Here is a 20516-nt window from a genome sequence, read left to right as displayed (position 1 = left end):
ACGCCGGGCCGTGCGCGGCAAGGGGTGTGCCGGGGCATGCCACCGCCGGCGGCAGCACACCCCGGCCGGCCATTACCGTTCGTAGGCTTTTGGCAGGCTGCCCGGCTGCGCCTGGCGGTACCGGTCGCGCAGGCGGCTCATATGGGTGTCTAGCGATTGCTCCACCCCGTCGATGAACACCTGTTCCACGCCCGATTGCACCTCCAGCGGGTCACCGTCCCAGATCACCACGTCCGCCCGGCGCCCCGGCAGCAGGGAGCCGAACTCCGCGCCCATGCCGACGATCTCTGCCGGGGCGGAGGTGATGGTGGCGAAGGCAGCGCCCCAGTCCAGCCCGGTTGCGCCCGGCAGCTGTGCCAGGGCCACCAGGTTGCCGGCCTCCTGCGCGGTGTTGCGCGTGGTCCGCAGCGCCACCTTCACGCCGGCGGCCCGCAGCCGCCCGACATTGGAACGGGTCGCGGCCAGGCTTTCGAAGGTTTCCGGCAGGTCGGTCAGCGCGGTGGTGATCACCGGCACGCCCGCGGCGGCGATCTGCGGCGCCACCATCCATCCCTCATGCGCGCCGACCAGCACCAGCCTGATCGCCGGGAATTCCTGGTTGAAGCGCAGCACGGTCAGGATGTCGCTGGCACGGTTGACGTTGACGAACAGCGGCACGCTGCCGTCGACCACGGCCACCAGCGCCGCGGCGTCCAGCCGGGTCAGCTGGCGTTCGAACCCGTCATGGCCGGTCCGCAGCGCGGGGCTGAGCGCCTGCTGGTCGCGCCGGTACGCTTCCGCTTCGAACAGGGCGTTGCGCAGATAGGCGAAGACGCCCGGGCGACCGCCGCCGACATTGCGCCCGCCAACCTGCCCCAGCTCCGCATACTGGAAGGCGCGCGCCTGCATCAGCGCATCCATGTCGGTGCCCAGGTCGATGATCGCGCCTTGCCCGGCGAAGATCGAGTTCCCCGCGACCGGCCCCACGATCGCGCGGGTGTAGCCTTCTGCCCGGGTCACCTGCAGCGGCTGCGCCCGGGGATTGATCGCCGACGCCACGTCGATTGCGGCGGAGAAGGGCGACTTGCCGGGATCGGTGTCGTCCGTCTCCTCCACGCCGCTGACCTCCACCAGCCCGACCGGCGCCAGGCCGACGACCAGCCCGGGGGACACCCACTTGCCGGTGGCATCGATGGTGCGGGCACCGGCGGGCACCGCCACGCGGCTGCCGGCGGCGATCACCCGCCCGTCGCGCAGGATGACGGTGCCATTGGGGATCGGCTGCGATCCATCGCCGATCGCCACGGTGCCGCCGGTGATGGCGATGGTCTGTGCGCCCGCAGGCACGGCCAGCAGCAGCGCTGCGGCGCCCAGCAATGCGCGCTTCACTTCACATCTCCTTCGCCGACCTGGCCCAGTTCGAAATCGGATACCGGGCGGCGCGTGGGATCATCCGCATCATACAGCAGCGCGCCATCGATCCACACCTTCTCCGTCCGGGTGTAGGTGCTGAACGGGTTGCCGCTCCACAGCACGATATCAGCCATCTTTCCGGGTTGCAGGCTGCCGGTCTGTTCGGCGATGCCCAGCGCGGTGGCGGGGTTGAAGCTGAGCCAGGTCCATGCCTGTTCGTCGCTGATGTCGATGCCCATGCGGCGTCCGTCGCCCAGCGCCTTGCCGACCTCCTGGTTCAGCCGCTGGATGCCGTCCTGATCGTCCGAATGGATGGTGGCGCAGGCGCCCTGCGCCTCCAGCAGGGGCAGGTTCTCGTAGATGGCGTCGTAGGATTCCATCTTGAAACCCCACCAGTCCGCCCAGACGCTGGCGCAGGTGCCGTGTTCCTTCAGCAGGTCGGCGATCTTGTACGCCTCCACCGCGTGCTGGAAGCTGGTGACCTTGTAACCGAACTCCTCCGCCATATCGAGCACGACGGCCATCTCGTCTGCGCGGTAGCAATGGTTGTGGACCAGGATGTCGCCCTTCAGCACGCCGACCAGCGTGTCCATCTGCAGGTCGCGTTCCGGCACGTCGCCGCCTTCATCCGCGTACTTGTCCCATTCGGCCATGTATTCGCGGGCTTCCTGCCAGGTGGCCCGGTTGACCGCGACATTGCCCATGCGGGTGGACGGCATCTGGTTGCGGCTGCCGTAGACGCGCTTGGGGTTCTCCCCACAGGCCATCTTCAGCCCATAGGGCGCGCCCGGGAACTTCATCTCCTGCACCGTGCGGGCATAGACGTTCTTCACGGTGACCGACCGCCCGCCGAACAGGTTGGCGGAGCCAGGCAGGATCTGGATGGTGGTAACGCCGCCATTGGTCAGTGCGCGGGCGAAGCCGGGGTCCTGGGGCCAGACCGAATGTTCGGCCCAGACCTGCGCGGTCACGGGATCGGTCGCCTCGTTGCCGTCGGAATGCGCATCCACGGAAGGGGTGGGATAGTCGCCCAAATGGCTGTGGATGTCGATGATGCCCGGGGTGACGAACTTCCCCGTGCCGTCGATCACCACGGCGTCGGCCGGCGCGTTCACGTCCGTGCCGACCGCCACCACCTTGCCGTCGGCCAGCAGGACCGATCCACCATCGACCCGCCCGCCTTCGCCGTCGAAGATGGTGGCGTTGGTGATCAGCGTCGTGACCCCGGGATAAGGCTTGTAGGTGGACGGGAACGGATCGCCCGGGAAGGCGACCCGCTCAGCGGGGGAGGAGGAGGCGCTGCCGGTCCGCTCCGGCTGTCCGCAGGCGGCAAGCGCCAGCATCGCGGCGCCCGTAAGCCATCGTAATCTCATGGTAGTCCCCCTGCTGCGACACACCGGTGCGGCCTCCGCCTGCGCCCGGACGATCATGTGCCCATCTGATCACAAATCGGCGGCGGGGCAAACCGTAAGCGCAAGGGGAGCCTCGGCCTGTCGCATCCGGTCGAGGCCGCCGCACCTCTACGAAGCAGCGCCGCCAGGTCACCCGGTCGAGGCGAGGGTGTGCGCGACGATGGCGTTGGCGTGACCATGCCCCAGTCCATGTTCGTTCTTCAGCATGGCGACCAGTTCCATATGCTTGCGCGACGGATGATCGCGGACGATCTGCTGCCATTCGGCGACGGGGCGCCCGTACTTCTTCTCGATCGATGGAAAGTAGGATGCCGGTCCCTTGATGGTCTGGTCAGCCATGGTGGTACTCCCTTGAAGTCGGAGGAAAGGTCGGGCTGTCTCGTCAGCCGCGAAGCGACGGGTCGGATCAGTTGCTCTCGGCCAGGGCCTTCAGCTGGTCGGCCATCGTGCCCCAGCCTTCCTCGAACCCCATGTCGCGATGCTGCGCGAACGCCTCTTCCGTCCAGTGCCGGGCGGTCGCGCGGAAGATGCTGCGCCCGCCATCCGCTGTCACTTCGAAGATCCCGACCATGAACGGCCCGGCCGGGTGCCAGTCGGCGGTGAAGGCGTCCGTGAACACGAAGCGCCGGTTGGGCTCGAATGCCAGCACGACCCCCTCGTTCGGCATCTCCTCGCCATCGGGACCGTGCATGACGATCAGGCTCCGTCCACCGGGGCGCCATTCCAGCACCCGCGCTTCCGCTCGCCACGGCCTGGGGCAGAACCATTCCTCGATGCGGTCGGTCATGGTCGACCATACCTGTTCCACCGGGGCCTCAATCGTCCGCTCCACGCTCAATGCCAGACTGTCGGTCATTCGGCTTCTCCTTTGCAGATCATCATTATGTACGTCTTCAGATGGCGCACACTCTGGCGCGCAGTCGCCAGATCGCCCTGCGCCTTGGCGATCACGAAGGCGCCCTGCAGCACCACCTGGATGTGCATCGCCAGACTGTGCGCCTGCGCGGCACTGCCGGACCCAGGGCCGAGGACAGTGGCCAGATCGGCCTCCAGCGTGCGGGCATGGTCCTCGATCGCGCCCTGCGCGGCGCGGGCGATCATCGGGTGGGACTGGTGAACCTCTTGCGCCAGCGTTCCGGCCAGGCAGGTGAACGCATCCGTGTCCCCTTCGATCATGGCCTCGCGCAGGTCGAGATAGCCCAAGACGCGATCCAGCGCGTCCGATGCCGCATGGTATGCGGCGGCGGCGAAGAACGGCTCCGTCGTGGTGCTCCAGTGCTGGGCGGCGGCGATCCCCAGCGCCTCCTTGGAGGCGAAGTGGTGAAAGAACCCGCCCTTGGTCGTGTGGGCCATGGCGCACAGCTGGTCGATCGTGGTTGCGGCGAACCCCTGCCGCCGGACGAGCACCAGCGCAGCATCGAGGAGTCTTTGCCGCGCGTCAGAAGGGGTGCTTGCCTTTGCCATAGCTTCACATACCGACTGGTTGGTATGTCGTCAAGCGCAGCCATCGAATGGACGAGCGAATACGTCCTTCATCGGATTGTCCCGGAGAGTTCGCCGGATGATCCTCTGTGTCCCCGGAGCGGTGCGGCGCGTGAACGGCGGCCCCGGGCGAATTGCATTGACGCGCACGTGGCGTGGCGACAGCTTTCCGGGCCTCACGATGCGGCGATGGAGAGAGCATGATCAGGCAGGTAATCTCGGGCAGTCTGGTGCCATTGCTGGCGGCCCTGTCGCACCTGCCGGCGGCAGCCCAGACCATTCCCGTCGACGACAGCTACACGGTTTCCCGGCGTCTCGCGGCGAACGGGGCGGAGCATCCGGAGTTCCGCCTGCCCGTGCTGACCATGGTCGAGGGCCAGCAGATGCTGTTCGATCGGCTGTACAAGACGATCGGCGAGAGGGAACTGCACAGCGACATCTTCCTGCCGCCTGCGACGGCGAAGCTGGGGCAGGCGATCGTGCTGGTTCATGGCGGCGGCTGGCATGCGGGCAACAAGTCGAACTTCTACGCCATGGCCAGCCTGCTGGCGCAGCGCGGCTATGTCGTCGTCCTGCCCGAATTCCGCCTTGCACTCGAAGCCGGGTATCCGGCGGGCCTGCTCGACGTGAACGATGCCATCCGCTGGACCATGGCGCAGGCGGGCGAGTTCGGCATCGATCCGGCGCGAATCGCGATCGGCGGCGAATCCTCGGGCGGGCAGATGGCTTCGCTCCTCGCCTATACCGGCGGGTCGGCGCTGTTCAGCAGCGGACCGGACGATGCGCCCAGGGTCAACGCGTTGATCGATATCGATGGCGTGATCGACTTCACCGTGCCGCTGGCCCTCGCCAACGAGAACCGCAACGACGCCACCCCGGCGGCGCGATGGCTGGGCGGCTCGTGGGAGCAGGCGCCCGACCGCTGGCGCGAGGCGAGCGCGGCGACCCATGTCGGCCACCGCTCGCCGCCGACACTCATCATCAGTGGCGAGCAGGACCGGTTCACGGCGGGGATGGAGAAGGTCCTGCCGGTTCTCGACGCGCACGGCATACCCAATCGCCATGTCCACTTCGCGGACCAGCCGCATGCGTTCTGGCTGTTCGAGCCATATGCGAGCCAGATCGTGGCAGACATCGACGGCTTCCTGCGAAGCATCGCACCAGCCCCGGAGCCGCGCCCGTGAACGCCAGCGCACTCCTCCTCGCGCCGGTGCTGGCGCTTCTGGCCGTCTGCTCGCCCGCGGGTGCGCAGGACACGCTGGCCGGACTGGGTCACGTGCAGGGATATACCGGGATCGACTTTGATACGCGGGCGGAGCGATACGACATCCTGGTCGATGCCTCCCGGCCGGAGGACCCGGCCAGCGGACGGTATCGCACGATCCATGCAGCCTATGCAGCCGCCCCGGCCGGCATGCCCGGGCGGCCGACGATCATCGGCCTGATGCCTGACGTCTACCAGCTGAACGGGACCGAAGCCGATACCGGGCTGCACATCACCAAGCCCGACATCACCTTGCTGGGCCTGACGCAGGATCGGCGCAGCGTGGTGCTGGCGGACAATCGCGGCAACCGGCAGGGGGCGAGCAATAACGGCTTCTCGATGATGGTCGATGCGGATGGCTTCTCGGCGATCAACCTGACGATCCTCAACCATTGCAACCTGGACTATGAGTATCCGGGCGATTCTTCGAAAAACCTTGCCAGGCGCTCGGACGTGATCACGCAGGCGGTCGCCCTGCAGGCTCGCGGCGATCGCCACGTCTATTCGCACGTTGCGTTCCTCAGCCGGCTGGACACGCTGTTCAACATGACAGAGCGATCCTACTTCACCCATTCCTACCTTGAAGGAACCGACGACTATCTCGGCGCTCCCGGTGCCAGCGTCTGGGAAGATTCGGAGATCAACTTCATCGAAGGGGGCGGCATCCTCTTCGCCGGCGGCACGACCTTCATCCGCACCCGTTTCCGGGCGACCCGGACGATGCAGTTCTACAAGGTGCCGGTTGCCCCTGTTGCGCTGATCGAGTCGATCCTGCCCGACGTGCCAATCGCCTGGTTCGGCTGGCGCGCGCCGGAAACGACCAGCGAGCATTCGCTGACCTGGCACACGAAGACCGGGGCTGGCCAGCCGGTGACGATCGTCGACAGCATCGTCGGCGAACCCCGGCACACCATCGCGCGCGAGCTGACGGACGGGCAGGCCCAGGCCTTCCATCCGTGGAACCTGCTGCGCTGGACGGCGGAGGGCGTGGACGATGGCTGGGACCCGGCCGCTGCGCGTGCCAGCTACCAGGGGGCCGGGCCGCTGCCATTCCGTCTCCAGCTGACCGAAGGCGCCATCCGCCTGCGCACGGGCGAGGCCCCTGCCGAGATCTCCGCGCGCGTCTCGCCTCCCGGATCGACGCGGCACATCCGCTGGAACACCGCTTCCCCGCTCGTGACGCTCAGCGCCGCGGAGGGCGACAGCGTCGTCGTCACGGCCGCCAACCACACGGACGACACCCAGGTCGTGCCGATCGAGGTGCGCACGGACAACGGCTTCGTGAGCCGCGCCTTTGTCACCGTGGATCCGGCATATCGCCCGGCCCCGGTGCTGGCCGGGGCGCCGGTCATCCGGCCTGACGGGCCGCAGCGGATGCGGCTGGACTACACACTGGGCGGGCTGGACGGGCGAACGGACCGGTCGCCGGTCACCTGGCTTGCCTGTGCCGACGCGACCTGCACCCGGCCGGAGGTGGTCGCCGTGTCGCGCGGGGACGTCCCCTTGCAGGAGCTTGCCATCTCGCCCGGTCTGGCCGGCCGGTACATCATGGCGACAGTCGCACCCCGCCACGATCTCAGCCGGCCAGGTCCTGCGCAGCGTTCGGCTGCCGTCCGCACTGTATCCGCCGAGGAGGCCGCCATCGCCTCGGCCGACTTCCGCAGCCTGCCCGACAGCAGCGTTGCCGGGCGGTGGGAAGGCGACTGGCGGCTGACCGGCGCATGGTCGAGCGAAGCGCCGCTGGATGATCGCAGCTGGGGGCTGCGCGTCGGACGGGAGGACAGCACCCTGCTGTATGTCGGCCGCCCGTCCGCCGGGGACATGGATGTCAGCGTGGTGCTCGACACCGACAAGCTGGAAGGGCAGGGCTTCTCCATCCCCGGTGCGCCGCAGGATGATGGCCGCCCGCGCGCCGACATCCTGTTCAAGTACGATCCCGCGACCCGCAGCGGCTATGCCCTGCGCTTCTGGCGCAGCACGCGCTCAGCCACCGCTGTCGTGTTCCAGCTGTACCGGATCACCGACGGCCAGGGCACGCCGCTGGGCCCTGAGGATCAGCTGACCGGCGTGCTCAAGCCGCAGACCACCATCCGCATCTCTGTTCGCGGGGGCGATGTCACGGTCAGCGGCACCAACACGGCGGACACGGAGACCCTGAACCTGACGGGCACGATTGATCCGAACGGGTATGGCGGCGCGGGATTCTACTGGACCGCGTCCGGCTTCGGCGGCTCGGCCGTCCTGCGGGCGTTCGAGGTGGACTATCGACCCGATCCGTCCACGCGGTGATCTCCGGCCCGGCCCAGCGGTGCCGCCCGCCGCTGCTGCAGCAGCCAGAGGTACAGCGCGGGGGAGTCATAGGCCGGATCCCACGCGTTGTGACCCAGGTCGGGATAGATCGTCAGCCGTGAGCGCAGACCGCCACAGGCACGGATCGCGCGGGCCATGGCGAAGCTGCCTTCCGGCACCACCACATCGTCCCGATCGCCATGCAGCGCCCAGACCGGTACGTCGACCAGCGCGCAGCCGGTCGTCGGATCGCCGCGCCCGGCAACGGGTGCCAGGGCAGCAAAGCGGCCAGGCTCCAGCGCGCCCCAGCGCCAGGTGGCATGGCCACCCCGGCTGAGCCCGGTCAGGTAGATGCGGTCCCGATCGACCGGCAGCCGCGCGGTGACATGATCCACGATGGCGTCCAGCTTGCCGATGTCCCAGTCCTCCTCCGCCGGCAGCAGCGGGGACACCAGGATGAACGGGAAGTCCGGGTCACGGTCGGCGATCTTCGGCGGTCCATGCGCCTTGACCCGTGCGATGTCCGCGCCGCGCTCACCCGAACCGTGCAGGAAGATCAGCAGCGGCCAGCGCGCCGCCTGCTCCCGGTCGGCCGCTGCCGCCCGCGGGATGAACAGCTGGTAGGGGTAGCCGCCATCGGCCAGGGCCGGCTGCGGGACTTGTCCTGCCGTCAGCGGCGCCGGTGCCGCCCCGTTGGCGAGCGGGGCGACACAGGCGAACAGCGGCGCCAGCAAGGCCGGCAGCAGCAGCCGGCGGAGGCGTGACCAGCGGGCGGGGGCCTTCATCGCCGGATCCGCCTCAGACCAGGGTGAATTCGCCGGACACGCCATCCGCCTCGGCAGACGGGGCGATCCACAGCTGGAAGCGACCCGGCTCCACCGTGGGCTTCAGTTCGGTGCCGACGAACAGCAGGTCCGCCCGGCGCAAGGTGAACGACACTGCCTTGCTCTCTCCCGGGGCGAGCGCCACGCGGCGGAACGCCTTCAGCTCCCGCACGGGGCGGGTGATGCTGGCGGAAAGATCCCGGATGTAGAGCTGCACCACCTCTTCGGCAGCATGCCGGCCGCTGTTGGCGACCGTGGCGCTGACGGTCAGTTCGCCGTCCGGTGCCAGCCGGCCATTGCCGAGGTCCAGCCCGGAATAGGCGATCGCGCCATAGGTCAGGCCATGCCCGAACGGAAAGCGCGCGGCGTTGGGCCAGTCGCGGTACCGGGCCTTGTATTTCTGCAGATCGCCCGGCGGATTGGGGCGCCCGGTATTCTTGTGCGCATAATGATACGGCACTTGGCCGGTGGCGAAGGGGAAGGACACCGGCAGCCGCGCGGACGGGGCGACCTGGCCGAACAGCACATCGGCAATCGCCGGCCCGTCCTGCGATCCCAGGAACCAGGTGACCAGGATCGCCGGCGCATCCAGCACCGGCTGTTCCAGCGCCAGCGCCCGCCCGGTGCGCAGCAGGACCACGACCGGCTTGCCCGTTGCAGCTACGGCGCTGGCCAATGCCATCTGCGCCGCCGGCACCACGATCTCCGTCCGCGATTGCGCCTCCCCGGACATCCGCTGCGTCTCGCCTATGGCCAGCACCACCACATCCGCGTCCTGCGCCGCGGCCACCGCCTGATCGATGCCGCCATCCAGCGCCGCGTCGATGCCGGAGCCTTCGGTGACCGTGACCTGCGCAGCATCGGCGACCGCCGCCCGGACACCGGTGGCAAGATCGACCGCCTCGGCATCGGTGCCATAGACGTTCCACGGTCCGATCAGATCGTGCTGACCGGCCGCGAACGGGCCGATCAGGGCGATCCGCCGCCCGCTACGGGGCAGCGGCAGCAGGTTGCCATCGTTCTTCAGGAGCACGATCGAGCGGCTGCCCGCCTCCCGTGCCAGTGCCAGATTTCCGGGCGTCCGCACCCGGGTCCGCTCCCGATCCGGATCGATGCGCCGGAACGGATCGTCGAACAGGCCAAGCTGCACCTTCAGCGCCAGGACGCGGCGGACCGCCTGGTCCAGCCGCGCCATCGGCACCTCGCCCGCGGCCACCAGCCCGGGCAGATGCTCAATGTAGAACCCGCTGTGCATGCTCATGTCCACGCCCGCCATGAAGGCCAGCCGGGTCGCCTCTCGCGCATCGGCGGCGAAGCCGTGTGCGATCAGCTCCATGTCGCCGGTGTAGTCGGACACGACCAGCCCGCGGAAGTGCCACTCATCCCGCAGCACCTGCGTCAATAGCCATCTGTTGGCGGTGGCCGGCACGCCCGACAGTTCGTTGAACGATGCCATGGTGGTCGGCGCGCCGGCATCGAACGCGGCCTGGAACGGCGGAAAGTAGATCTCGCGCAGGGTGCGTTCGGACACGTCGACGGTGTTGTAGTCGAGCCCGGCCTCCGCCGCGCCATAGGCGGCGAAATGCTTGGCACAGGCGGCCACGGCATCGGCTGCATCCAGGCCGTTCTCGCCCTGGAAGCCGCGCACGCGGGCATCGGCCATGATGCGGTTGAGCAGGACATCCTCGCCCGACCCTTCGATACCGCGGCCCCAGCGCGCATCGCGCGCCACATCGACCATCGGCGCAAAGGTCCAGTCGATGCCGGCTGCTGCCGCCTCGGCCCCGGCGGCGCGGGCGGTGCGGCGCGCCAGTTCAGGATCGAAGCTGCCCGCTTCGGCCAGCGGCATCGGGAACACGGTGCGGAAGCCGTGGATGATGTCGGCGGCGAACAGCATCGGCACCTTCAGCCGCGTCTCGCGCGTGGCGGCGATCTGCATCTGCCGGGCCATCTCCGCCCCGTTCCCGTTGAACACGCCGCCGATCCGCCCGGCGCGCACCTCCGCCAGCTGCGCATCGAAACTGGTGGCGGAGCCTGCGGGATTGAGCGAGACCGCCGCCCCGCCCGCCCAGGCCGCGGCCATCAGCGTCAGCTGGCCAGCCTTTTCCTCGACCGACATCGTGGCGATCAGCGCCTCGACCGCAGAGGGCAGCGGGGTTCCGTCAAGCTCCTGCAGTGCGGCGCGGGCAGGGCTGGCCAGCCACGCCGCGGTGGCGCCGGCGCCCATCAGCACCGCACGCCGCGATGCCCGGTAATGTGTCATGTCCTGCTCCCCTGACGTGGCGTTCATTCCTTTGCCCTGATCGGAACAGCGAGTTCGGCCACGAAGGGTTCCGCCCTCGCACCCGGCCGCGGGAACATAGAGGCTGGCCGCGCGTCCTGCGGACATGCGTCGGCCAGCATGGGTTCATCCCCGGTGATGGGCGATGCAGGAACCATAAGAAAACGCAGCAGGGACAAACCATGAACAGCTTCAAGATGCGGATTGCGCTTGCCAGCATGACAGCGCTGGCTGGCGGGCTGACGCTCATCCCCACGATCGCCCACGCGCAGGTCGGGCAGGCCGCGCTGCGCGGCATCATCACCGCGCCGGAGGGCAATCCGGCGGTGGAGGTCACCGCCGTCGAGGTGAACAGCGGCATTCGCCGGGCCATCGCCGTGGCACCCGGGGGCGTGTACAATTTCGCCTCGCTGGGTGCGGGCACCTACCGGCTGGAGATCCGGACTCAGGACGGCACGACCCGCAGTTCCGATCCCTTCACCCTGAACGTGGGGCAGAATGCGGGGCTGGACATCGATCTGTCGGTCGGGCCCCCTGCACCGGCACAGGGCGCGGGGACGGAGGGCGTCGGGACCGATGGCGATACGGGCGCCGCGCCGACCACCGCCGGTAACGAGATCGTCGTCACCGCAGGGCGCATCCGCGAGCTGTCCGGCGGGCAGGTCGGCATCAACATCACCCAGCGCCTGATCGAGCAGCTGCCGCAGAACAACCGCAACTTCCTGGCCTTTGCCGACCTGGCGCCGGGTGTGCGGCTGGTGGAGCAGGGCGCTGACGGGCAGGTGTCGATCCAGGGTGGCGCGCAACGGTCCAACAGCGTCAACGTGTTCATCGATGGCATCAGCCAGAAGGACTACGTGCTGCGCAACGGCATCACCGGTCAGGATTCCACACCCGGCAACCCGTTCCCGCAACTGGCAATCGGCGAGTACCAGGTGCTGTCGTCGAACTACAAGGCGGAGTTCGACCAGGTCAGCTCCGTCGCGATCACCGCGACGACCAAGTCGGGCACCAACGAGTTCCATGGCGAAGGCTTCTTCGACTTCACCAACCAGGACCTGCGTTCGCGCCGGCCGATCGAGGTCTTCCCCACCCGGATCGACAAGGTCGAGACGGTCGACAAGCAGTTCGGCGTGGCGCTGGGCGGCCCGATCATCCAGGATGTCATGCACTTCTTCGCCAGTTACGAAGGCAAGCGGCAGGAACGCCCGGTCGATGTGACACCCGGCCAGGGTTTCGCCGTCAGCAACCTGCCGTCCGAGTACCAGGGCCTGTTCGGTGCCTTCACCAACCGCTTCAACGAAGACCTGTATTTCGGCAAGATCGACATCGTCCCCTCCGATGCGGACCTGCTGGAGTTCTCGGTCAAGTACCGTGACGAAAGCGGTTTCCAGCTGGGCACCGGGCTCAACACCGTGTCCACCGGCAACAACAACCGGGTAAAGGAATGGCGCGGCCTGGCCCGCTGGCAGCACACCGCCGACAGCTGGGTCAACGATTTCCGTGTCGCTTACGAAGACGTGATCTGGTCCCCCACGCCCACCAGCTTCGGCAATGGCCAGCTGTTCCAGGCCACGCAGCGCAATGGCAACACCACCAGCCGGTTCGACATCTTCCGCACCGGCGCCGGTGCCAACTTTCAGCGCAAGGGCCAGAACGGCTGGACCGTGCAGGACGACTTCACGTGGACCGGGTTCGAGAACCACACGATCAAGGCCGGCGTGAAGCTGCGCTGGATCAAGCTGCAGACCACCGAACAGAACCTGCTGAACCCGCTCTACACCTATGACGTGAACCTGTTCGGCCAGAACAGCTTCAACGACGACGTGCCCTACCGCCTGCAGTTCGGCGCGCCCGGCAGCTTCGGCACGCCGGAGGTGGAATCCGACAATTTCCAGTTCGGGATCTACCTGCAGGACGACTGGGATGTGAACGACAGGCTGACGCTGAATATCGGCCTGCGCTGGGATTACGAGAAGACGCCTGCCTATCTGGACTTCGTGACGCCGGACTCCAACCTGACGGCGGTGTCGGCGACCAATTACCCGAACCTGGGCAATGCGGGATACAACATCGCCGACTACATCAGCAGCGGCAACAACCGGGAGGCGTTCACCGGCGCGTTCCAGCCGCGCATCGGGTTTACCTACCGCCTCGACGAGGACGAGAACTGGACGGTGTTCGGCGGCTATGGCCGGTCATACGATCGCAACCAGTTCGACTTCCTGCAGCAGGAGCTCAGCTTCGGCGCGTTCCCGCAGCGGGACTTTCGCTTCCTGGGCAACAATTCGCTGACGGCAGAAGAATGCACGCCGTCGGCCACCTGCATCCCCTATGATCCGATCTACCTGACGGAAGAAGGGCGTCAGCGCCTGCTGAACGCCGCGGTCGGCGGCGGGCGCGAACTGCGGTTTATCGATAACGATCTGGACACGCCCTATTCCGACCAGTTCAGCCTGGGGCTGCGCACCCGGGTGGCGGATCCGGTCCAGCTGGAGTTCGGCTACACCCACATCTCCAGCCGCGACGGCTTCGTGTTCCTGCTGGGCAACCGCCGGCCGGACGGCACTTTCTTCTTCGACAATCCGGCCAGCACCACCGACACGCCGGGCGCGCCGTTCGGCTTCGCCCCGCCGGGTTACGGCTCGATCATCATCGGCACCAACGGCCTGGAGACCAATGCGGACAGCGGCTACGTCAAGGTGACGAAGCCTTATACCGGCAGCTCCCCGTGGAGCCTGGACGCGACGTATACCTTCACCGAGGCGGAGGAGAACCGGCAGTTCGGAGAGACTTTCTCGCTCGATTACGAATCCATCGACGATTACCCCTTCATGCGCTCCGTCGGGGTGCCGCGGCACCGCTTCGTGATGGCGGGCACGGCCGACGCCCCGTTCGGCTTCTCGGTTTCCGCCAAGTTCCAGATCGAATCCCCGCTGTACCAGGTGGCGTTCCGCGACACCTCCGTACCGTTCGAGCGGACGGTGGTCGGCAGCTTCCGCGACGGCAACGGGTCGCGCTGGGGCCGGCGTCAGCTCGACATGGCGATCACCAAATATGTGCCGCTATCCTTCATCAGCGACGAGACGGAGCTGCGCTTCCGCGTCGACATCATCAACGTGCTGAACGACCGCAACTATACCGAGTTCAACAACAATCCCGGCGACACGTCCCGCGATGATGGGTCGCCGTCGGTCTATGGAGAGCGGATCGGCTACAGCATCGGCGGCAATCCGCCGCGTACCGTGAAGCTGTCGGCAGGGTTCAGCTTCTGATCCCCTGAACAGCCGGGTACCCGCAGCAGCGCGGCCGCCCGGCTGTGTCTTTCCCGATCCTTGCCCCGGAGGAGCCATGCTCGCCCGCCGTCAGTTCGTAGCCTCCACCGCCATCGCGGCGCTTGTTGCCGGTTGCACGCGGGCTGGGGCGGGCCTGCCCGGGGGCGGTGCCCCGGCCGCAGCTGCCTCCGATCCGCTGGTGAGCGAGCTGCACCAACGTAGCTTCCGCTTCTTCTGGGACACCACCGACCCCGAGAACGGTCTGGCGCCCGACCGCTGGCCGACGCCGTCCTTCGCCTCGATCGCGGCAGTCGGCTACGCGCTGACCGCCTATCCGATCGGTGTGAGCAATGGCTGGATCACCCGCGAACAGGCACGGATCCGCACGCTGGCGACGCTGGAGTTCCTCGCAAGCGCGCCGCAGGGTGACAGCCAGAGCAGTGACAGCGGCTACAAGGGCTTCTTCTACCACTTCCTGGGCGTGACGGTCGGCCATCGGTTCGCCCGGTGCGAGCTGTCCACCGTCGACACGGCGCTGCTGCTGGGCGGAGTGCTGTTCGCCCAGAGCTGGTTCGATGGCGACCATCCGGAAGAAGCGCGGATCCGCAGCCTGGCCGAGCAGATCTATGCCCGCGTGGACTGGCGCTGGATCACGCCGCGCCCGCCCTTCGTGTCGATGGGGTGGCATCCGGAAAGCGGGTTCATCCCGCATGACTGGGACATCTACAACGAGGCGCTGCTGCTTTACGTGCTGGCGCTCGGCTCCCCCACTTATCCGCTGCCGCCGGAAACATGGAATGCCTGGACCGCGCGGTTCGATGCGCAGTGGACCGATGGATGGGGTGGCGAGCCGCACCTGCATTACGCCCCACTGTTCGTGCATCAGTACAGCCATGTCTGGATCGACTTTCGCGGGATCCAGGACGGCTACATGGCGGGCAAGGGCATCGATTATTTCGAGAACAGCCGCCGTGCGGTGCGGGCGCAGCGCGCCTATGCCAGCGCCAATCCCGGCGGGTGGGCCGGCTACGATGCGGAGGTCTGGGGCCTGACCGCATGCGACGGACCGGGCGACTTCGCCCAGGCCATCGACGGACGGGAGCGGCAGTTCTTCAGCTATTCCGCGCGCGGGCCGGGGGACCGGGATGATGGCACCATTGCCCCGACGGCCGCCGCCGGCTCCATCGCGTTCGAGCCGGAGCTGGCGACACAGGCCATCACCGCGATGCACCGGCGTTACGGTGCCGGCGTCTGGGGCGAATACGGCTTCCTGGATTCCTTCAACCCCACGCTGACCGCGACGAACCAGAAGTTGCAGCATGGCCGGATCGTGCCCGGCGTCGGCTGGGTGGACAGCGATTATCTGGGCATCGACCAGGGCCCGATCGTGGCGATGATCGAGAACATGCGCTCGGGCCTGGTGTGGGAGACCATGAAGCGCAATCCGCATATTCGGCGCGGCCTGCAACGGGCCGGCTTCACCGGCGGGTGGCTGGCATGAGGCGCACCGCATGGCTGATGGCGCCATTGCTGGCGATCGCTGCGCACGCGGGCGCGCAGGAGGCAACGGTGCTGGACGGGTTCGAGCAGCCCGGTGGCTGGGCGGCCAGCGCATCCGACGGGGTGGCAGCGGCGGTGGACGTCGCCGGGGGCGCGCTGGCGCTCCGTTACGATTTCCGGAACGTGTCGGGCTACGCCGTCGCCCGGCGCACCCTGCCGATCGCGTGGCCGGACAATTTCGTGCTGACGCTGAAGGTCCGCGGGACCGGAGGGATCAACGATCTGCAGATCAAGTTCACCGATGCCGATGGCAGCAATGTCTGGTGGATCCCGCGTCCGAATTTCCGCCCGTCGGCTGACTGGCAGACCCTGCGACTGCGCCCGCGCGATGTGGAGTTCGCCTGGGGGCCGACCGCGGACAAGCGCCTGCGGAGCACCCGGGCGGTCGAGATCGTGATGGTTCGTGGTCGCGATGGCGGGGCGGGCACGCTGGAGGTGGACGATCTGCGGCTGGAGCCCCTGCCGATGCCGGGGCCACTGGCCGAGCCGACCGCCAGCGATCCTGCCGTGCTGGACGGACGCCAGGAGACGGTGGCTTCGCTGACGGGCCCTCTGCTGGTGGACCTTGGCGGGCTTCGCGAACTCGGTGGACTGGCGCTGGACTGGGCGCCCGATTCTGCGTCTGCCTACACTGTCGAAGCGTCCGATGACCGCCGTGCATGGCGCCTGCTGCGCACGGTCGAGGACGGAGATGGTGCCCGCGACCTGCTGCCCATGCCGGACACGGAGGCGGCATGGCTGCGGATCGTTGCAGACCGGCCGGCACGGCTGGCCGAGCTTGCGGTGATGCCGCGCGAATGGTCGGACACGCCCAACGCGATCATCGCCGCTCTGGCGAAGGAGGCGCCGCATGGCACCTATCCGCGCGGCTTCACCGAGCAGAGCTACTGGACGCTGGTGGCCAGCGATGGCGGCGCGGTCAGCGGGTTGATCGGGGAGGATGGCGGGATCGAGATCGCCAAGGGCGGCTTCTCCATCGAACCCTTCATCATCGATGGCGAACAGGTGATCGGCTGGGCCGGGGTGGACAGCCGCCGGAGCCTGGAAGACGGCTATCTGCCGCTGCCCCATGTGACCTGGGCCGGGCCGGGCTGGACGCTGGACACGGCCCTGACCGCCGATCAGCACAGCCCGCGCCTGCTGGCCCGCTACCGCCTGACTAACACCGGCACCGCCCCGCGCAGCCTGACGCTTGCCCTGGCCGCGCGGCCGTTTCAGGTGAACCCGCCGGCACAGTTCCTGTCACAGCAGGGCGGCGTCAGCCCGATCGCCGGCATTGCATGGGATGGCAGCCGGCTGGCCGTGACCGCGCCGCCGGCTCTGGCCGGCGATCCGGCGGTCACCCGGCAGGTGGTGCCGCTGGTCGCCCCGCAGGATGTCGCCGCGCGCCCCTTCGATCACGGCGCGCTGGCATATCCGGCTGCGCCAGACGGAGCATCGGAGGTCAGCGACCCGGCGGCACTCGCGTCGGCGACCATGCGCTGGACCGTTGCGCTGGCTCCCGGGGAAAGCTTCGACCTGCCGGTCGTCCTGGGCGACGAGGTGCCGGCGGATGCCGCCGCCTTCGACGCGGCCATCGCCCGGACCGCCGATTACTGGCGCGGCACGCTGGGCGGGGTGGCGCTGTCGGTGCCAGCGGACAAGCAGGCGGTGGCCGACACGATCCGCACCGCGCTCGCCCATGTGCTGATGAGCCGCGAAGGGCCGGCGCTGAAGCCGGGTACGCGCTCCTACGACCGCAGCTGGATCCGTGACGGCGCGATGATGGGCGACACGCTGCTGCGCCTGGGGCGACCGGAGCCCGTGCGCGCCTACGCCGACTGGTACGGAACGAAGCTGTTCGACAATGGCAAGGTGCCATGTTGCGTCGATGCGCGCGGCCCCGACCCGGTGCCGGAGAATGACAGCCAGGGTGAGTATATCCATCTGGTCACGCAGCTCTACCGCTACACCAATGACAAGGGCGCGCTGGAGCGGGACTGGCCGCGCCTGGATGCGGCGCGCCGGTACATGGATGCGCAGCGCCTGTCCGAACGGACGCCGGCGAACCAGGTCCCCGGGCGACGGATGCTGTACGGCCTGCTGCCGCCTTCCATCAGCCACGAGGCCTATTCGGCCAAACCGCAATACAGCCTGTGGGACGATTTCTGGGGCCTGGCCGGATACAAGGACGCGGCGTTCGCGGCCGAGGTGCTGGGCAAGCCGGACGCCGCCGCCATCGCCGCGCAGCGCGACGAGTTTGCCGGCGACATCCATGCCGCCATCGGTGCGGCGGTGGAGCACTGGGACATCGACTACATCCCCGGTGCCACCAGCCTGGGCGATTTCGATGCGACCTCCACCACCATGGCGCTGGACCCCGCGGGCGAGCAGGCGCGGCTCGATCCCGCCCTGCTCGACGCCACTTTCACCCGGCAGGTCGAACGGGTGCTTGGTCGCCAGGCACCGGATGCGGAGTGGGCGGACTACACGCCCTATGAACTGCGCAACGTGTCGGCGCTGGTGCGGCTGGGACGGCGGGAAGAGGCCAATGCGCTGCTCGACGCCTACATGGCTGATCGCCGTCCGCCGGCCTGGAACGGGTGGGCGGAGGTGGTCGGCCGTGATCCGCGCGAGATCCGCTTCATCGGCGACATGCCGCACGCCTGGGTGGCGTCGGACTTCATCCGCGCGGCGCTCGACTTGTTTGCGTACGAGGATATCGGGGCCGGACGGGTGGTGCTGGCTGCGGGCCTGACGCCGGTGTGGCTGGCGGGGGAGGGTGTGCGGATCACCGGACTGCGCACCCGCTGGGGCACGGTCGATCTGACAGCGCGGGAGCGGGACGGTGCTTTCGAGATGACGGTCAGCGGCACCGCCGTGCCGCCGAACGGCCTGGCGGTGCCTTGGCCGCTTGGCGGCACGCCCGGCACAGCCACCGTGAACGGGGCGCCAACGCCCGCCAACAACGGAACCCTGATCCTGCCTGCGGGCGGGTCGACCATCCGCTGGGCACCCGCATCGCCATAACGGCACGGTCCGGCCGCGACGTTCAGGTCGGCCGTCAGTCGGCGGCGATGATGTGGGGCACGAAGCGGGACAGGTTGCGGGTGATGCGGCTGCTGTCCTCGCGCAGGCCGAGACCTGCCGCGCGATCGCCGATCACCCAGCTGCCGAGCACCGCATGTTGTCCGCCAGCCTCGAACAGCGGGGCATAATCCTGCACGATCCGCGCCGCATCCGCGTAATCGCCCGCCACCGCGTCCACCGCCACGCCGTTCTCCAGCAGCGTCACATTCTCGCCCTCGCGCGAGAAGAAGGGCTTGGACGCGGCCCGCGCCAGCCCGGCAGCGCGCGGATCCCCGTCGAAGAAGGCGGGCAGCAAATTCGGGTGACCCGGAAACCGCTCCCACAACAGCGGCAGCATCGCCTTGTTCGACAGGATCGCCTTCCACGGCGGCTCCACGAACAGGCCGGGCCGCAGATGCGCCGCGAACGGCTCGCGGAACATGTCCTCCCACGGATACAGCTTGAAGCAGCGGTCGATCGTCCGCTCCGCCATGTCGGTGAAGCGGCCCTGCGCATCGGTGCCGATGTCCCTGATGTCGATCAGGTCCACCTGGTGGCCGGCCTGCACCGCGCAATCCATCAGGTAGGTGACGGTGCCGCGATCCTCCTCGTTCGCCATCCAGCAGGCGAAGTGGAACAGCCGGTCGGCAGGGAAGGCGGCCGCGAACGCTTCCACCAGGCTTTCCTGCAGGTAGTTGAACTGGTCGGTCCCCTGCGGCAGGTGACCCGCATCGATCCGGTCGATCAGCCAGTTATGCTGGAAGAATGCCGCTTCGAAGATGGAGGTCGGCGTGTCGGCATTGTATTCCAGCAGGCGGGCCGGGCCGGTGCCATCATAGGCGAGGTCGAACCGGCCATACAGATGCGGGTCGCCCTGTCGCCAGCTTTCGCGCACCAGGTCGAAATGTTCGCGCGGAATGGCGAGCCGTTCCAGCGCAGCCTCGTCGCCGACCACGTCCTCCACCAGCGACAGCGCCATCTGGTGCAGTTCCTCCGTCGGCCCCTCGATATCCCGCTCGATCTGCTCCAGCGTGAAGACATAGGCGGCATCGTCCACCCAGTAGGGTTCGCCATACATCTCGTGGAAGCCGAAGCCGACCGCCTGGGCCTGATCCCGCCAGCCGGAGCGTTCGGGCAGGGTGATCCGTCGCATCAGCCGCCCCAGCCACCGCCGCCGCGGGACATGCCCCGGCCGCCGAAGCCGCTGCGGGCGACCGTGGTGGTGCCGACATTGACGGGTGCCATCCGCGTGGCGGCGATCCCGTCCCGGCCGGGAACTGCGGTGACCGCCTGCCCGCCGCGGCTGCGATAGATCGGCGACCCGTAATAGCCGGAGCCGCCATAATAGGAATTGCCCCCGCTCAACGCCCGGCCGACCAGGAAGCCGGCCAGCAACGGCGTGAACATGCTGCCTCCGCTGCTGGCGCGCTGGCAGCCATTGTCACCCCATTCCGCCTCGCACTGCGCCGCGTTGCTGTATTGCGGGGCGCTGCGCTCGTGCTCGGCCAAGGCGGCCGACTGGGTGGACTGGCAGAACGGCCGTTCATATCCGGCACTGACGCATTGCTCCACGCTGGAGAAGCGCAGCGGCTCTGCCGGCGGATCCTCGCAGCCCGACAGGGTGAGGCTGGCCACGGCCAGCCCGCCGAAGGCAAGGCGGGCACGATGGTGCGTGGCGAAACGGCGGCG

General features: G+C 68.3%; 14 protein-coding genes. 5 read left to right on the top strand and 9 right to left on the bottom strand.

The window, feature by feature from the left end:
• Positions 1-72: 72 nt before the first annotated feature.
• The 5 genes from PK98_RS09130 to PK98_RS09110 all read right to left on the bottom strand — a co-directional run bounded on the left by PK98_RS09130 (position 73) and on the right by PK98_RS09110 (position 4268).
• Positions 73-1368, bottom strand: a complete 1296-nt coding sequence (locus PK98_RS09130; protein ID WP_039095911.1) for an amidohydrolase family protein — start codon at positions 1366-1368, stop codon at positions 73-75.
• Complete coding sequence (locus PK98_RS09125) at positions 1365-2765, bottom strand: amidohydrolase (RefSeq protein ID WP_039096557.1); 1401 nt, start codon at positions 2763-2765, stop codon at positions 1365-1367. The genes PK98_RS09130 and PK98_RS09125 overlap by 4 nt, the downstream gene beginning before the upstream one ends.
• A gap of 168 nt (positions 2766-2933) precedes the next feature.
• Complete coding sequence (locus PK98_RS09120) at positions 2934-3143, bottom strand: DUF4287 domain-containing protein (RefSeq protein WP_039095910.1); 210 nt, start codon at positions 3141-3143, stop codon at positions 2934-2936.
• A gap of 67 nt (positions 3144-3210) precedes the next feature.
• The gene (locus PK98_RS09115) at positions 3211-3660 is read right to left on the bottom strand and encodes an SRPBCC domain-containing protein (protein ID WP_039095908.1); all 450 of its coding nucleotides are present in this window, start codon (positions 3658-3660) and stop codon (positions 3211-3213) included.
• Complete coding sequence (locus PK98_RS09110; RefSeq protein WP_039095906.1) at positions 3657-4268, bottom strand: TetR/AcrR family transcriptional regulator; 612 nt, start codon at positions 4266-4268, stop codon at positions 3657-3659. Before PK98_RS09110 ends, PK98_RS09115 begins: the two co-directional genes overlap by 4 nt.
• Before the next feature lie 218 nt (positions 4269-4486).
• Here PK98_RS09110 and PK98_RS09105 point away from each other — a divergent pair, with 218 nt between their 5' ends.
• Together PK98_RS09105 and PK98_RS09100 are read left to right on the top strand one after the other, a co-directional pair.
• A complete protein-coding gene (locus PK98_RS09105; RefSeq protein ID WP_039095904.1) occupies positions 4487-5470 on the top strand; it encodes an alpha/beta hydrolase in 984 nt (327 codons plus the stop codon).
• On the top strand, positions 5467-7839 hold the full coding sequence (locus PK98_RS09100; protein ID WP_039095902.1) for a pectinesterase family protein: 2373 nt from the start codon (positions 5467-5469) through the stop codon (positions 7837-7839). The genes PK98_RS09105 and PK98_RS09100 overlap by 4 nt, the downstream gene beginning before the upstream one ends.
• Here PK98_RS09100 and PK98_RS09095 read toward each other — a convergent pair.
• Complete coding sequence (locus tag PK98_RS09095) at positions 7812-8624, bottom strand: carboxylesterase family protein (RefSeq protein ID WP_052208255.1); 813 nt, start codon at positions 8622-8624, stop codon at positions 7812-7814. The two genes, PK98_RS09100 and PK98_RS09095, sit on opposite strands and share 28 nt — an antisense overlap.
• A gap of 13 nt (positions 8625-8637) precedes the next feature.
• Complete coding sequence (locus PK98_RS09090) at positions 8638-10926, bottom strand: glycoside hydrolase family 3 N-terminal domain-containing protein (RefSeq protein ID WP_039095900.1); 2289 nt, start codon at positions 10924-10926, stop codon at positions 8638-8640.
• Between the two features lie 200 nt (positions 10927-11126).
• On the opposite strand from PK98_RS09090, the gene PK98_RS09085 reads away from it, so the two are divergent.
• The 3 genes from PK98_RS09085 to PK98_RS09075 all read left to right on the top strand — a co-directional run bounded on the left by PK98_RS09085 (position 11127) and on the right by PK98_RS09075 (position 18788).
• On the top strand, positions 11127-14219 hold the full coding sequence (locus tag PK98_RS09085; protein ID WP_039095898.1) for a TonB-dependent receptor: 3093 nt from the start codon (positions 11127-11129) through the stop codon (positions 14217-14219).
• A gap of 76 nt (positions 14220-14295) precedes the next feature.
• Positions 14296-15720: a glucoamylase family protein gene (locus PK98_RS09080; protein WP_039095896.1), complete on the top strand. Its 1425-nt coding sequence runs from the start codon at positions 14296-14298 to the stop codon at positions 15718-15720.
• Positions 15717-18788, top strand: a complete 3072-nt coding sequence (locus PK98_RS09075) for a hypothetical protein (protein WP_081996103.1) — start codon at positions 15717-15719, stop codon at positions 18786-18788. The genes PK98_RS09080 and PK98_RS09075 overlap by 4 nt, the downstream gene beginning before the upstream one ends.
• Positions 18789-18822: 34 nt before the next feature.
• Here PK98_RS09075 and PK98_RS09070 read toward each other — a convergent pair whose 3' ends face one another.
• Both PK98_RS09070 and PK98_RS09065 read right to left on the bottom strand, forming a co-directional pair.
• Positions 18823-19980: a glutathionylspermidine synthase family protein gene (locus tag PK98_RS09070; RefSeq protein WP_039095894.1), complete on the bottom strand. Its 1158-nt coding sequence runs from the start codon at positions 19978-19980 to the stop codon at positions 18823-18825.
• On the bottom strand, positions 19980-20399 hold the full coding sequence (locus PK98_RS09065; protein WP_407637617.1) for a DUF1190 domain-containing protein: 420 nt from the start codon (positions 20397-20399) through the stop codon (positions 19980-19982). The genes PK98_RS09070 and PK98_RS09065 overlap by 1 nt, the downstream gene beginning before the upstream one ends.
• Between the last annotated feature and the right edge of the window lie 117 nt (positions 20400-20516).

The organism is Croceibacterium mercuriale, assembly GCF_000802385.1.
GTDB classification, from domain to species: domain Bacteria; phylum Pseudomonadota; class Alphaproteobacteria; order Sphingomonadales; family Sphingomonadaceae; genus Croceibacterium; species Croceibacterium mercuriale.
This window is presented reverse-complemented; position numbering and strand designations above follow the sequence as displayed.